The organism is Chitinophaga oryziterrae, from assembly GCF_009758125.1.
GTDB lineage: Bacteria > Bacteroidota > Bacteroidia > Chitinophagales > Chitinophagaceae > Chitinophaga > Chitinophaga oryziterrae.
Genome location: NZ_WRXO01000003.1, coordinates 86,477 through 102,705, shown reverse-complemented (window position 1 = coordinate 102,705; position 16,229 = coordinate 86,477). Strand labels below are relative to the sequence as shown.

Sequence of the window (16,229 nt, the reverse complement as noted above, 5' to 3'; positions counted from 1 at the left end):
GATTATTCCTTTATCAATGGGTTAAAAACTGCTCCCTGATGGTTAACATCCAATTGCACCACTTCATCCAGGTATTTACGGCCTTGTACAGTATCACCAAGACCAGAATACCCTAGTCCTGCCAGGTATTTACAATGAATCGTATTACGTAAATTAATGTCCATATCAAACACCAGCATATCCGGCAGGGATACGGCGAAGTAGTCTATATATACAGCATCGAACATATGCTGCTCTCCAAATAGTATGAAACGTTCAAAGATCTCCCTGGCTTTTCCCGGCTCACCCAGTTTCTGCCAGGCTAAAGCCTGGTATACGATCTTATCGGGCTGAGGATCGTTATAGTAAATAGCTTGTACCGGTTCACTGATGCCACGTGTAGCTGCGATAAAATACTCTCCTGCTTTATCGGTCTCGTTTAATCCTTCATATGCGCAACCCAGTAAATAATGGATATCATTCTCCTGGGCGCCATATAACTTGCCTTCTCCAAGATTATCCGGATAAGTGGATACTGCCATCAGTAATTCAAGTGCTTTTTTGAACTCTTTCTGCTGAATAGCCTGTTTAGCCAATTGCGTATAACACAGAATGTACTGCCCTACTACACGTCCCTCTCCGCCTTCCCAGGGATGGAATTTCCTGTTGGACAATAATGTTTTTGCATGTTCAAACTGCCGGAGATTATTGTACAATGTTATTCTTTCCAGGTAAAGATCATCCCTCTCTTCTACTAAAGCAGCATGTGTTTCCAGTAAATCCAACCTCTCTTTAAATCCTTTACCTGTAATCTTATACAACTGATCCAGCTCCATTAAAATGCGGGAATCCGTACCCTCTAAAGCAAAAGCTTTCTCCATGAATCTAACAGCCTTTTCTTTTTCGTTTAACTTATTGTAATAAGCTAATGACAGATTACGATAAGGGGTAGCGAAAGTGTTATTCCCGTTTACAGCGGCTTCCCAGTTGGCGATTGCCTCCGGATATTGTCTTTTATCATACCAGAAATTTCCGAGATAGTAATGTGCATGTGCGTCGTTTTCATTTAATAGTATTGCGTTCTCTAAAATCAATACTTCTTCTATCTTGTTGGGAAAACATCCGTCGGGATTCTGAACAGCAGCCTGTTTATATAATGCAAGGGCTTTGTCGGTCTCCCCATTTTTTAATGCAAACCAACCTTTATAATAATATACCAAAGGATTTGTTGAAGGACAATATTCCAGTATTTCAGCAGCTTCTGTATATAGCCCTGCCTGTGCATAGTCCAGTGATAATTCAAGGTAATTATTCACGGCACCACGCATGAGCGTATTCATTTTATTCAATATGGATATATCTTTTTCTATAAGATACCATTCGAATAAACAACCATAATTAAAGGAATCTATAGACATAGATTCCTTTATAAACTGAATCCTCTTTTCAGTTCCCTCATCGTTCTTTCTGAGCAACATTGCCTTTAAATGACGGGCGGTATGACTATGATAGTTTCTGATCAATGATTTTTCCACCAATGCCAATGCTTCACTGAATTTGCCTTTGGTACAGGCTATTCTTGCCAGCATGAGGAATGCACTGTGTTGCCAGGCATCGTTCCAGGTAGCTTTATAAAAAGAATCGTACGCTTCGTCCAATTCGTTCCTGTAAAATAAGGCAAGCCCTAAGTTATAATACACTTCCCCATCGTAAGGATTAGGGTTTCTGCTGGTTAATGTATTTATCGCTGTCCTGAAATAAGGAAGCGATTTTTTAAACTGGCCACGCCTCAGGTGTAATAATCCCATTGCATTATTACAACGGACATCTCCGGGGCTTCTTCTTAGTCCTTCTTCATAATAATCTACCGGATTGAATGTTGCATGTCTGTATTGTTCTAAATGCAGTCCGTTCAGATACAGCTCTTCCACCTGTGTTATTTCAGCAGGAAGTTTAGCTGGTGTAGCAGCGGCCGGTATTTCTTTATCCGTGGGTTGCTCAGGTTGCCAGGAAACAAGTCTGCAGCCGTTCGCATCTGTTACAGTTACTTTATCTCCCTCACCTGAGAAGGTAACTTCAAAGATATTAGCAGGAGATAGATCTGTTGTATATTCCTTTACTGTTTTATCCTTTTGTAATACCTGTATTATCGCTCCTTCATAGCGTGCAGTTGCATACACCTTTATCATCATCTCCCTGTCTGAGACTGATACATTAATCATGGCCTCTTTCGTTGCATTCTTCACCATACCTATTCTGGCATAAGGCATAAAATACTGCTCGAAGCTTTTCCCTTCATTCGGCTGTAACCAGGAGAAGTCGGGCTGATTATCTGTAAATACACCGGTCATTAACTCAATGTAAGGTCCATCTTCATCTGTGAGATTCCTGTCCCATGCATATCCGAAATCTCCATTACCCCAGGTCCATTGCTTTTTGCCGGGGGATAAATGATGATCTGCCACATGCAGCATTCCCGCCTGTGTATCATGTTCATAACAACCCATAAAGTCATATTGGGAGCGGATCGCCATATATGAAGTAGGCACAGGGATAGTATCATAGCGGGAGATATCTGTTCCGGGCGCATAATTCACTTTGTAATAAGTACCTGTAGCTATTGGAAAATCGGAGACGTCTCTTTTGCCGTGATCAAATACAGCATATACATCCGGAGGAAAAACGGATTGATAATGTTCATTCACTTTCACCGCAGGATTAGCCCACCATAAAAACGTCTGAGGGAAAGGGGTAGGGTTAAATAACCTGCCTTTAATCTCCAAATATGCTTTATCCGGATATAAAGTAAAACCTGCCATGCCTTTAGTGCGGAACATGATCTCTGTCTCATTTACCCATACCGTTTTACTTCCATCTGCATTTTCCTCTATCGTATAGTCTACGGCCTCGAAGGTACTGGGACGATGATGCTGTGGCCAGTTGAACTCTATTCCTCCTGAGATCCATGGACCTGCCAGTCCTACCAATGCAGGTTTAATCACCTGGTTATAATAGACAAAATCACGTTTCCGTATTTTATCATATGCTCTTTGTATCCTGCCTCCTATCTCAGGCAGGATCATGATTTTCAGATATTCATTCTCCAGGAAAACAGCAGTATATTCCACATCTGTTTTCTCATCTGCAATCTGCTCTATTACCGGATGAGGATATACTACCCCACTACTACCCTGGTATACTCTCTTTTCCAGGAACATCGGATTTTTTTCAGGCTCACCAACTTTATACGTAGGTATCGACACCTTTTCTGTCCAGGCTACTACTTCCATATTTTAACAAGTTTTATCATGATGGCATCCTTTACAGGCACCGTTATTGAAATTGTATCAGTTATTGCTCCCAGTGAATCTCCCGTCAAGAAATCCTTCATCATATACTTTCCTTCACTTAAACCAAGCTCTTTTATCCTTATCACTTCTTTAAAAGGCAACTTCGTATCAAAGTTGAACAGGCCTATCATTGTAGTATCACCCTTTAAATAAAAGCTCATCTGCTGGTCCATTCCTTCTCCATCTGACATACGCAGCGGTGTAAACGCTTTCGGACCACTGAAGAACTGGCAAACATCAGCATTGTTCAGGTATTTCTTAGCCCGTTCTACTGCCAGTTTATCTCTGAAATCAGATCCATCACCGAGGATACTCCCCATCGTCATCATTGCGTATATTCTTACTTTTATTTCCTGTTCTGATAAGTCGGGGTTCTGCTGGAAACGTTTCATTACAGCTACATCCAAATTGGTGTATGGCCATAATGTGCCTTGTACCCACCATAGATGAGAGCCCGCAGACAGAGAGGCTTCCGTACTGCCATAGTGAGGGAAGCCTGGCTCATCGTCTCTTAAATGGGAGTAAACATCTGTAGAAATAAATCGGGTATGTGCGTACTGGTGCGGGAACATAGGGGATATTGCCTGGGTGATAAAAATATCAGGCCCCATAATGGAATCTACCAATCCTTTTAACATTTTCATGCCGGCGTTGTATGCCTGCATGCCAGACCTTACCGACTTATTATACCTGACAGTAGATTCTAATGCCCCGGCGGTCAGGAAATCTATTTTGATAAAAGTGGCATTGATAGCTTTTGCTTTCTGTAGTTGCGTGATGATATATTGTCTTGTAGCCGGATGAGTGGGATCGATGGCATAAGCGCCCCAGTCCCCGTCTTTGTATAAGATAGGGTGCCGGTCTTTATCCCTTAATACCATATCCTGCAATAATGTATTGCCTATCATTTGCTGGTCGATGGAGTTTTTCCATGTCCATATGGCGAAAGGTATAAAATAAAATCCCATCTGCTCATTCCTCTTTTTACCGTAGCGGCCTAGTGAGGCCAGCAAATCAGTGGTGTAAATGCCCTGGTCATAGGAGTCTATGCTTAGTACAGGCTTTGCGTATTTATTAAAGTTATCCAGGGAATGGATAAAATCAGCGATCTTAATGACACCTGCAGGCATCATTACTTTAGAATACCCTAATACACCTTCTACACCAAAGCTGTTCCAGTATACGGGAGCATAACCTTTCCAGGTCAGTTTCCCCGCTATGATCGTGTTTGCTTTTCCGTAATCGGTAAATGCTGTACGGATGTCATTTGTAGCAGACAGATAAATCAGCGGGGAGCTTAGGATATTGCCTTTCATTGTACCATGCGGAGCGTGGTCATGTGTACCGTCTTTATCCGGTGTGGCTATGCCGCCGTATATTCTTAAAGAATCTCCATACACAATACCTGTTTTCCAAAAATCATGTGTAATACTGCCTGCTACTATACCGGACATCGTATGCACGTCGTAGATAGAAGAGAATTCATAACTGGTCCCTTTTGCACCAGGCCATTTGGGCGTATTTACCCTTACCCACTCATCATTATCAAAAGGCACATCCAGGATTCGCAGGTCATTACCAGGCACAAACACATTACCGGGTACCAACAAAGGACAAATATTTCCCGTTTCCAGATCAGTACCTGTTGCTTCTACATTTATCAGCAAACGTTGCTCATATACCCTGATATGCTGTACAAGACGAAATGTTATCTGCCCATCCGTATGTTCGATATCCAGCTGTTTACCCACACCAAAACTATCTGCTACAGTATGAATAGTAGTATGATGATTTTTAAAACTACCGGTACTTACATATCCGCTGCTATGTTCATCAATAGCAACGACCGTATTCTCCAGCTTCGTGCCATTTGAAAAGTAATAACTTACCTTACCGGTATTATTATTTACCACAACACGCCCCCCGCTGCCAGATAGTACGGTACTATCCTGTGCCTGTACATTAAAAAACAGGCAAACACACAGGCAGATAAAAGACAGTTTTTTCATTAATATCCTTCATTTTGATCCGCCGGTTTCAACGCCGGATTATTCTCAAATTCTTTTGCAGGTATAGGGTATAACAAATGCTTAGGCAGCATATTCGGCGCTGCATCCATATTATGCGCCTTCGTTGAATCCAATAGCGTCCCTGTTCTTTTCAGATCAAACCAACGCCAGCCTTCAAAGCCCAGTTCACGCATTCTTTCCATCATGATCTCTGAGCGTAAATCCGCCTGGGCTATACTACCAGACCAATCTGCCAATCCTGCACGATGACGGACCTTATTTAGATTTTCAACCGCCGCTGCACCCTCATTCAATTCGTTCGTTGCCTCTGCATACATCAGGATAACGTCCGCATAACGCAGGTAGTACATGTTGCGGGAGGAAAGTGACCCGCTCACAGAAATACCTTTTGTGATATCAAATTTCTTTACATGTGGTTTGCCTACATCTGCCCACCAGGAATAATCTACCAGGTTGCCATTGGAATCATAAAACACGGTGCGGAAAGTTGCGTCCTTCCGAAGGTCATCATCAGCAAAACTTTGATAGTAATAATCTGTAGGAATGATCACATGTCCACCAGCGCCACTCAACCCGGGAGAATTGATCTGCCAGCAACCGGTGTTATTTGCCATATTACTGGTGTTATCCGTTTCATTAGAGAACTGGACCTCAAACAGCGATTCTATATTGTTTTCGTTGGCTTCCACATACAGGTCTGCATACTTACTCATCAGGCTGACATTTGTAGCTGTTAACAATGGCGCCAGCGTAGCTTTTGCATTCGCGTAGTCTTTACGGGTAAGATAAACCTTTCCCAACAAAGCAATCGCTGCTTCTTTTGTAGCCCTTCCGGGATCCTGCCCATCAGCTCCTTTGCTATTCAGATTAACAGCAGCGAATTGCAGATCTTCTATAATCAGCTTGTATACATCTTCTGCTTTACTCCGCGGATAACCATCCCGGTCGGCATCAGGGTTATCAGCGTCTGTAGGCAAAGGGACACCATCAAACAACTGCACCAGGTAAAAGTAGAATAAGGCCCGCAGGAATTTCGCTTCTCCAATACAGCGGTTCTTCAGCGCTTCATTTACAGGCGCCTTTGCGATGTATTTAATAGCCAGATTAGCATTGGTAATCCCCTTGTAGGAAACAGACCAGAACCCTTGTACCACGTCATTCTGTCCGGTCATCAAAGGAGAATAACTGTTTACCGCAGAGAATCCCTGCCAGTAAGGTCCCCAGGTAGGCACAAAGATGGTGGTCTTCCCTTCATCTGTCCCCACCATTCCTATGATGGCGTAATCAGAACGTTTCAATATCAGCAGTTGGCGATAGATGCCTGTTACACCAGCTACTACTCCTGCTTCATCCTTGTATAACTGTTCAGGAGAAATAAATACTTCCGGTTTAATATCCAGTTGTTTGCTACAACCGGACAAGAGTATAATAAGACAGATCAAACGGACCTTATGAGAAAACATACATTGCAGTTTTAAAGTTATAAACCGATTTTCACACCAAAGAGAATAGTACGGAATCTTGGATAGATATCGTAACTACCGGCATCGATCTCCGGATCTATCCCCTTATACTTTGTAAACAGAAAAGGCTCTAATACCTGTCCATACACGCCCATTGATTTTATCTTAACCCTTGACAGTAATGCAGGAGAAAAGTCATAGGCTACGGTGATATTCCTGATGCGGATAAAATCCCCTTTCTGCACCGCATAACTGGAAGAACCAGAAGGCAGGGTACGTGTAGAACTGCCAAATGCATTGGGACGGGGAATATTCGTATTCGTATTCTCCGGTGTCCAGTAATTCAGTCCTTCTTTCAGGATCACATTACGTCCATTGGAATACAGGTAATCGGTATAGGCTTTATTGTAGATATCATGGCCATACATATAACTGGCGAATACGGTCAGGGAAACTCTCTTATACCTGAAATAATTCCAGATGCCACCCCAGCCTTTAGGTGTGGTACGCCCTACAATGGCACGGTCGTACTGGTTGATAATACCATCATTATTCAGGTCTTTTACCCGCACATCTCCTGGTTTACCGGTGGGGTTCAGTTTGAAATCATCTCCCTTATTATAAATTCCGTCAAATACATAGTCAACTATCAAACTGTTCGGTGCTTCCCCTACTTTCAGATACGGGCTCAAAGAGTCACGACCTGGTAAGAGGGATGTTACTTTAGATTTATACTTAGAGAAATTTAAATCCACCTGCCAGTCGAAGCTGGGTGTTTTCACTGGTGCTAACTTAATACCGATATCTATCCCTTTTGTATTCAGAGACGCTACATTAATCATCTTGGTATCATAGCCCTGTGATAATGCCAGGTTGCGCTGTAACAACAGGTTATGTACATCCTTATTATAGAAATCTACTGTCAGCTGTACCCTGGAACTAAACATGGCCAAGTCAAACCCGGTGTTGAACTGGTACTGGCTTTCCCATTTTAAGGCATCATTACCCTGATTGCTGCCCAATTGGTAACCGGTTGACTGACTGGTACCATTAAATGGATAACTGGCCGAATTCAGCCTCGCAAACACGTTATCATAAGAGATATCCTGATTACCGATTACGCCATAGCTAACCCGGATTTTAGCATCATTGACCCTTGATTTGAATTTCACGCCTATGAACGGCTCATCTATCAAACGCCATGCACCACTGATGGAAGGAAAAAACCCATACCGGTGTTGTGCACCAAAGCGGGAGGATCCATCATACCTGGCGGTCAGGTTGAGTATATAACGCTGCTTGTATTTATAGATCACCCTGCCCAGCACGGAACTGGTTGCCCAGTTGAAATAATCACTCTGGATTAAATCCCGTCTGTTAGCCAGGCTCATGTTCTTGTACGTCAGTTCATCTGTAGGAAAACCGGATGCCTGTTCAAAATTCCACTCCTGCCTTCTCTTCTGGAAAGTGAATCCGGAAAGCACATTAATGGAATGTTTTTCTGAAAGGTTATAATCATAGGTCAGTGTATTTTCCCATAAGAAATCCCTGTACCCAAAGTTCTGTACTTTAGCAAGGCCTTTCAGTAAATACCCTGCGCCTGTAGAACGCGGATAATATTCGAACTGCTGGTTCTTATAAATGTCTGCTCCTGCATTGGAACGGAAAGTAAGACTGGGAATGACTTTATAATCCAGATATACATTGCCGATTAAACGGTCATCTATTTTCTTAAACACGGCCTCATTGGTAAGGGCCAGCGGGTTAGTTACCGTGATGGTCCCTGTATTGGGATCTATGTCCACCATTGGTTTACCTGTTGAATCATAGATAGGGCGCAGAGGGCTCATGCTGATGGCATTATAATAAGCCTCGTTGCTTACTACATTATTATCCAGGTGAGAGAAGTTAGTATTTAAACCGATAGAGACCTTTTCCGTTACGGACGATTCCATATTGGCTTTCAGGGAATATCTTTTCAGTTCGGAGCCTTTGATGATCCCACTCTGGTCGAGATAATTCCCACTCAGGTAAATCTTATTCTTCCCAATACCATTGGAAATACTGAGTGTATGGCTTTGCATCGGCGCTACCTGTGTAATGGCATCTGCCCAGTTGTAGGTTTTCCCTTCAGCCAGACTTTTCAACTCTACTGCGCTAAAGATCTTCTTATCGGTAGCGGGATCGTTCATAGGCCATGCAGCAGGATCTTCATCGCTCCAGGCCAGTCTTCTAAGGTTCGCATAGGTTTTACCATCAACAAAATCATATGTACGGTTAATCTTCTGTACGCCGTAATACCCGTTATAATCAATAGAGGCCCTGCCACTTTTTGCTTTCTTTGTGGTAATGATCACTACCCCTTCAGAGGCCCTCGAGCCGTAAATAGCGGCAGCAGAAGCATCTTTCAGAATGTCGACCGATTCAATATCATAGGGGTTGATTTCCCGGATATCCCCTGTTACAATCACGCCATCTACTACGTAAATAGGTCCGCCGCCCTGTGTAATGGAGTTGATCCCTCTTATTTTGATAGAGGTCCCGGCACCCGGTTCATATCCTGCGCTCCTGATCTGCACTCCTGGTACCCTGGCCTGCAAAGCGCTGTTAATAGAGGTTACCGGTAATTCACTCAGTTCCTTGCCCGATAAACTGGCAACAGCACTGGTGATATCTGACTTTTTCTGTTGTCCGTAACCAATGACCACTACTTCACTCAATCCGGAGATATCCTTTTCCAGATTAACGGTAAAAGCAGTGTCGCCCGGTGTGAGTGTAACCGTGCGGGGCTTGTAGCCTACGAAACTGAATACAAGCACTGTCCTGGCAGTGACATTTACTGAGAAATTACCGCTTACATCCGTTTTCAGGGAAGCGCTTTTATTAGTAACATTGGTAATGGTGACAAAAGGAAGTGGATTTTTAGTTGATGCATCCAGTACCTTACCGCTGACCGGCTTATTTTGTGCCGGTAGCTGCATACATACAGCCATTAACAGGATATACAGGGATACCAGTCTTTTCATAAAATTCATTTTTAGTCGTGGAATTAGAACAAATCTCGTGTTTAGCATCCACCCCCGGAATAGTGATTTTTATGATAATGATGGATTATTTTATGATCTTTAGTAAAAGATCATTCTTCGATGAAAGATAAAGTACTCAGAAAGCGGCAGGGCTTTGACGGGCAGCAACTGATCGTATTGCCCAAAAAGATTACGGCCGACTTCCTCACCAAAGACAAGATCACCAAACAGGTCTATATTACCGATATAGGCTACTATCCTAAAGCGAAAGGGCATTATATACAACGTCCTGCCGGGGTGGGGCAACATATCATTATCTATTGTGTGGAAGGAAGTGGCTGGATAGAGATCGATAAAAAAAGAATAGAGATCTCCCCCTCACAATTCATCACTATTCCTGCAAATACTCCACATCGCTATTCTGCTAACACCAACGACCCATGGACTATTTACTGGATTCATTTTAAGGGGGAGATAGCGGCTTACATCGTAGAGCTCATACTCCAGAAATCAAGGAATTACAAACCTCATCTTACCTACAATGAGAACCGTATTAAATTATTTGAAGACATCTATACCAATCTTGAGAAAGGATATAGCGGAGATAATCTCCGCTATGTGAACATGATCTTTTATCATTTCCTTTCTTCTTTATTGTACGAGGATAAATTTAATTATGTAGAGAATAAACCAGAAGATGATGTGATTGCACTAACGATAGCGCAAATGCAGCAAAAGATCCATACAGTACTTACGTTGAATGAGCTGGCGAACTTTGCCAATCTCTCTGTGTCTCATTTCTCTGCTATCTTCCGGGAAAAAACGGGTTATTCTCCTATAGAGTATTTCAACCATCTGAAAGTACAGAAGGCCTGTCAGTATTTGTTATTCACTACTATGACCGTTAAAGAAATTGCACAGCATGCAGGTGTTGAAGACCCCTATTATTTTTCACGGATGTTCTCACGTTTAATGGGTGTATCGCCTACAGAATACAGGAACAGGAACAAACAGGCTTAATGATGAAGGCGTCTGTATCCCAGCTCTGCACCACCTGTTACCGGTAAAATGCAGCCGGTAATAAACCTTGCTTTATCAGACAGCAAAAACACCCCCGCATCGGCAATTACATCACCTTCCGGACAATACCCTAATGGATGTATCTGCGCCAGGTATTCTTCCATTGACTCATTGTCCTGCTCACTATTCCACTCCCGCAATAAGGGTGTCCATACGGCTGCCGGAGCAAGGGCATTCACCCTGATGTTAAAACGTGCATAATCCAGCGCCATCGATTTGGTCAGACTATTCACAGCTCCTTTCGTACCTGTATAGGCTGCATGGTTCTCCTGTCCTATATCTGCGACCAGGCTACTTGTATTCAATATACTTCCCTGTGTTAATTTCAATGCTTCCAGTCCGTATTTTGTAGTCAGGTAAATACTTTTGACATTTACTTCAAACAACCTGTCCCACTCATCTTCTTCTGTAAGATGCAGTGGTTTGGAGGGAGCTGCAATACCGGCATTATTATGAATAGCATCAATCCGTCCAAAACGTTGTATCGTTTCTTCAATAGCCTCCGCCACTTCTTCTCCAACAGATACATCGCATACAATACCATGATGTTTTACACCTAATTCCTTCATGGCATCTGCCAGGGAAATGCTGTCATTGGACAGTACTACTACCCGCGCTCCCGCTTCTGCATATTTCTTTGCACACTCAAACCCAATACCCATAGAACCACCCGTAAGAATAATAATCTTATCACTTAAGAGACCCATACAATCGTTTTACATTAATAATGAAATACCTCTTCCATACTGGTCCAGGTCTGCTTTACCTCCGCGGCTTCCGGCAACGGGACCTGCATTGGGGCTGTTAAGCTCCACCATCTTACCGTAGTGCTGTCAGCCGCCATCTTTTTCATATCTGCCTCAAAGTTATCTCCGGTATATTCAAAGTAGCTGAACAGGAAATATTTATCTTCTATTTTTTTAAGATAGATAGAATAGTTCCTGATATTCACTTCGCGAATTTTCTTCAATACACCTGGCCATGCTGCGGCATGTAATTGTTTGTATTCCGCTATTTTATCAGGCTTTAAACCTGTTATCATACCATACCGCTTCACCCGCTGACCGTTACAGGCAGCTATACATAAACAGAGGATCAGTAACTTTTTCATACGCTTCCTTTTTAACGGAATAACCAAAATAATACGCCCATTACCAGCAATAGTACTACAGACAAAAACTTATAATTCAATAGTCCTCTCCAACCCGGGCTTTGCAAAGGCTCCCAGGGAGTTTTCCAGTATAACGTACTGCTCTCCGAAGTATGCTGCACCGGATAGATATAAGAGAAACTCACCTGTATCAGCATACAAATACAGAAGAGGTAAAACGCCATCATCATAAAAGGAATATGTCCGATAATAGTATGCGGGTAAAGCTTATTAATAATGAATATGATCACGCCCAACGCTGAACCTATCCACAGTGTGTATTTCGCAGATACAGCAGATGCCTTCTTCCAGAAAACACCCAGCAGGAATACACAGGTAATAGGTGGGGCAATATGTGCAATGATATCATTCAGGCCATTGAACAGGCTTTCATAACTATTTAATAACGGCATTAATGCAAGGGATAATACCAGCGCTGCACCGGCGGATATTTTGCCTGCTATGACCAGTTGTTTGTCTGTAGCGTTTGGATAATACCGTTGATAAATATCATAACTGGCCATTGTTGAAATAGAATTCAAAGCGCCCGATACCTGGCTCATAAGGCCGGATAATAATGCAGCTACCAGTACGCCGATTAAACCTGTGGGTAATAATTGCGTAATCATCAATGTATAAATCCCTTTACTGTTAATCCCTGTTGCTGTCCTTAACGAACTTACATCCAGCAAACCGGATTGTGATAATGTATAGGCAAATAATCCAGGCAGTACAAAGATGAATACCGGCAGTATCTTTATAAACCCGCAGAAAAGCGGCCCTACCCTTGCGTGATTCTCATCTTTTGCACCTAATACCCGTTGTACAATGGTCTGGTCGGCACACCAGTACCAGATACCCAGTACCGGATAACCCAGGAAAACAGCGTACCAGGGCATGCCACTCTCATCTCCATGTGGGCGCATCATAGACAGCTTATTCATCTGATCGTGCTGCTGTAATACATCTACCATGGGTTGCCAGCCACCCATCCTGTGATACGCCGCAATACTGATGACTATTGCACCGGTTAAAAGTACAACCGTCTGGATAGACTCTGTGACAACAACTGCTGTCAATCCGCCTACGATAGTATATAATGCAGTTAGTAAGGAGATGATAATTACACTGGTATACATATCCACGCCGAACAGGGTGTGCAGTACAATACCACCTGCCAGCAGGGAGAATGCAATGTGAATGATGATGGCAGAGACCACGGATACAATAGCCAGCCAGTCACGACTGGCCCTGTCATATCTTTTCTCCAGGAAATCAGGCAGGGTCGCTACACCCGACTTAATATAAAAAGGAGCAAAGAACAAGGCCAGCAGGATTAAAGTAAAAGCGGCCATCCATTCAAAGTTCCCATTCAGCAGTCCGGTGTCAAATCCACTTTGAGCAAGACTGACGAGATGCACGCAGGAGATATTGGTAGCAAAGAGGGCTAGTCCTATCATAGGCCAGTGCAGCGTTTTTCCTGCCAGGAAATATTCGCTGGCAGCATTCCCTTTATTCTTTCTCCGGTGTTTAATACCAGACCATAAGCCGATACCTACAATACCTATAATGTAGAGGATACTTACAGTAAGATCCAGTGATTTAATCATAGTTATAATTTTAGATCACAGCTACTGCCGGCCTCCTGTGGTGTTACATACACTCCATTCTCTATCTTCACCGGGTTGATAAAATGTTGCTGCAGATGCGGGATATGTTCCAAAAACAATGCTTCATGTCCTAACGCAATGTGATTAAACAATACAAGGTGCTGATGCAACTGACCCATATCCCCTACATGTGGCACTACAGGAACGCCAAACTTGCGGCATAGTAAACTGATGGTGATAAACTCACTTACACCACCTACCCGCACAGCATCTACCTGCATAAAACCGGCACAACCTGTCTGAAGATAGTTCTTAAAAATAATACGGTTAGGTACATGTTCTCCCAGCGCCAGCTTTGTAGGTGCAATAGCATCTGCCAGCGTCTTATGACCCAGTATATCATCAGGATGCGTAGGTTCCTCTATCCAGTAAGGGTCCATTGTCTGTAATTGTTTACAGATTTTTATAGCCTGTGGCAGGGTCCATTGCTGGTTAGCATCCAACATCACCTTTACATCCTTTCCTGCTGCCTCTCTTACGATATGTGCCCGGCGGATATCCCGCATCGCATCTTCAGAGCCTACCTTCAGCTTCATGGCGTTGAACCCATTGGCAACTGCGATCTTTGTATTCTCCCTTACCTTCTCATCCGAATAATTAAACCAGCCAATTGAAGTATCATAACCCGGGTAACCACTGTTGATAATGCTTTCCCTTGCGGTACGACCGGCACTATTATCTTTCATTAATTGCAATGCCTGTTCTTTTGTCAACTCATCTTCCAGGTATGAAAAATCCAGTGTACTCATTATCTCTTCGGGAGAAAGATCTATCAGCAATTTCCAGAGTGGTACACCTCTCTTCTTCGCCCACAGATCATAACAGGCATTCGTCACGGATGCCAGCGCCAGGTGGACGACTCCCTTATGCGGGCCCAGCCAGCGGAACTGCTGTTCATTAGACAATTCGTTGAACACCCTGCCGAAATCAAACATCAGGTCTTCTATATCCAGTTTTATTAGCCTTTCTGCATAAAACCGTGCAGCTTTACAGACAAGATCATTTCCTTCTCCCAATGTAAAAGCCAGCCCTGTACCGGTAAGACCACTATCATCCTGTAATTCCGTAACGGCATAAGAATACACCGGATCGCGGTGAATTGCATCACTTCCGGCCCCTTTAGCAAGCGGGAACCGTGCATCTCTTATTTTTATCTCTTTAATCATATTACCGGTATATCTATTGTACTTCCATTTAATTCCAGGACAATTACTGTATCGTTTACATCTGTCAACGGATCAGGCAAATCAATGGTTACTGCATTTGTATCCTGTTTATACGTCACTGCTGCTCCTTTTAATAAATATGCTTTCTCAATCTTACGACCGGGAATAGCAGGCAACTCAAGTGTATGTTTTGCTTCAAATACATGCAGGTAGATCTTATTTCCTCTCCGTGTTGCAGCATATACCGCATTGGGTTTATAAGGACCGCCTTTGGTGTTATAGATGCTTTCTCCGTACTTATTCAGCCAGGTCCCCATTTCCTTTAATCGTGCTACCTGACGCGCTTCCATACGTCCGTCCAGCATAGGGCCTACATTAAAGAGCAGGTTCCCATTTCCACCGGAAGATTTTGCCAGTGTTTGTATACACTCTTTCAAAGACTTCATCTGATCATTAGGTTTCCATGCCCACTGGTTTGCGATTGTCATACAGGATTCCCATGGTTGCGTCATATCCAGTTCTCCTATTCGTTGTTCAGGTGTATTGTAATCCCCGGCTCTTACAGAGATTAATGTATCCTGTAGTTTGCTGGTGCTTAACCGGTTATTGATAATCACATTGGGATCCAGCTTTTTAAGATAGCTGTATACATCTACTGCATAATCCTGTGTCCATGGGCTTTCCCAGTTACCATCAAACCACAGCATATAAGGATGATATTTTGTAATGATCTCTTTCAGCTCATTTTTCATCCTCGCTACAAATTTGTTCATATCAGCAGCCCGATCAATAACCGGTTTATGAGGATTATGAATAGCATAATCTTTATCATGCCAGTCGAGCACCGTGAAATAGATACAGAATCTGATGTCGTATTTTTTACAGGCGGCTGCCAGTTCTCCTACTACATCCCTTTTAAAAGGGGTATTCATAATGTTGTAAGAGGAGTAAGCAGTTGGCCATAAACAAAAACCATCATGGTGTTTAGAGGTGATGGTCAGGTATTTCATCCCAGCGTCCTTCGCTGTTTCCACCCATGCTTCCGCATTAAATAACACCGGATTGAACTCGTGGTACAGGCTGTCATAATCGGCTTCCGGTACTTCGTTGTTTCTGCTCCAGCCTATTTCTGTTCCCCGGAGTGTTACGGGCCCCCAGTGGATAAACATTCCAAAGCGTTTGCTCATAAAATCATCCATTACCCTGACCGGCGTCTTAATGGCCGGGTCTACCATTTTTTGTTGTGCCATTGCATGTGACAGGCATAAAAAGAATACGACTACTAATTGTTTCATGATTTATATGTTTGAGACCT

The 16,229-nt window shown here is 43.1% G+C and carries 10 protein-coding genes; 1 reads left to right on the top strand and 9 read right to left on the bottom strand.

From position 1 onward, the window contains the following. Positions 1-2 precede the first annotated feature (2 nt). The 4 genes from GO495_RS12465 to GO495_RS12450 are packed head-to-tail and all read right to left on the bottom strand — an operon-like array spanning position 3 to position 9,848. A complete protein-coding gene (locus tag GO495_RS12465) occupies positions 3-3,269 on the bottom strand; it encodes a DUF5107 domain-containing protein (protein ID WP_157300026.1) in 3,267 nt (1,088 codons plus the stop codon). Next, positions 3,260-5,338, bottom strand: coding sequence for an alpha-amylase family protein (locus tag GO495_RS12460; RefSeq protein ID WP_157300025.1), 2,079 nt, complete (start codon positions 5,336-5,338; stop codon positions 3,260-3,262). The genes GO495_RS12465 and GO495_RS12460 overlap by 10 nt, the downstream gene beginning before the upstream one ends. Beyond that, positions 5,338-6,822, bottom strand: coding sequence for a RagB/SusD family nutrient uptake outer membrane protein (locus GO495_RS12455; RefSeq protein WP_157300024.1), 1,485 nt, complete (start codon positions 6,820-6,822; stop codon positions 5,338-5,340). The genes GO495_RS12460 and GO495_RS12455 overlap by 1 nt, the downstream gene beginning before the upstream one ends. Positions 6,823-6,839: 17 nt before the next feature. Further along, complete coding sequence (locus GO495_RS12450; protein ID WP_157300023.1) at positions 6,840-9,848, bottom strand: SusC/RagA family TonB-linked outer membrane protein; 3,009 nt, start codon at positions 9,846-9,848, stop codon at positions 6,840-6,842. 120 nt (positions 9,849-9,968) lie between these two features. Here GO495_RS12450 and GO495_RS12445 point away from each other — a divergent pair, with 120 nt between their 5' ends. Beyond that, the gene (locus tag GO495_RS12445; RefSeq protein ID WP_157300022.1) at positions 9,969-10,868 is read left to right on the top strand and encodes an AraC family transcriptional regulator; all 900 of its coding nucleotides are present in this window, start codon (positions 9,969-9,971) and stop codon (positions 10,866-10,868) included. Here GO495_RS12445 and GO495_RS12440 read toward each other — a convergent pair. From GO495_RS12440 to GO495_RS12420, 5 genes are read right to left on the bottom strand one after another with little or no spacing between them, the layout of a single operon-like run. Further along, positions 10,865-11,635 carry an SDR family NAD(P)-dependent oxidoreductase gene (locus GO495_RS12440; protein WP_157300021.1) on the bottom strand — a complete coding sequence of 257 codons (771 nt, stop codon included), beginning with the start codon at positions 11,633-11,635 and terminating at the stop codon, positions 10,865-10,867. The genes GO495_RS12445 and GO495_RS12440 overlap by 4 nt on opposite strands. A gap of 14 nt (positions 11,636-11,649) precedes the next feature. Further along, the gene (locus tag GO495_RS12435; RefSeq protein WP_157300020.1) at positions 11,650-12,039 is read right to left on the bottom strand and encodes an L-rhamnose mutarotase; all 390 of its coding nucleotides are present in this window, start codon (positions 12,037-12,039) and stop codon (positions 11,650-11,652) included. A gap of 11 nt (positions 12,040-12,050) precedes the next feature. Then, entirely contained in the window at positions 12,051-13,688 is a 1,638-nt protein-coding gene (locus GO495_RS12430; RefSeq protein WP_157300019.1) for a sodium:solute symporter, read from the bottom strand. Between the two features lie 2 nt (positions 13,689-13,690). Beyond that, positions 13,691-14,914 carry an enolase C-terminal domain-like protein gene (locus GO495_RS12425; RefSeq protein WP_157300018.1) on the bottom strand — a complete coding sequence of 408 codons (1,224 nt, stop codon included), beginning with the start codon at positions 14,912-14,914 and terminating at the stop codon, positions 13,691-13,693. Continuing rightward, a complete protein-coding gene (locus tag GO495_RS12420; protein ID WP_157300017.1) occupies positions 14,911-16,209 on the bottom strand; it encodes an alpha-L-fucosidase in 1,299 nt (432 codons plus the stop codon). The genes GO495_RS12425 and GO495_RS12420 overlap by 4 nt, the downstream gene beginning before the upstream one ends. Between the last annotated feature and the right edge of the window lie 20 nt (positions 16,210-16,229).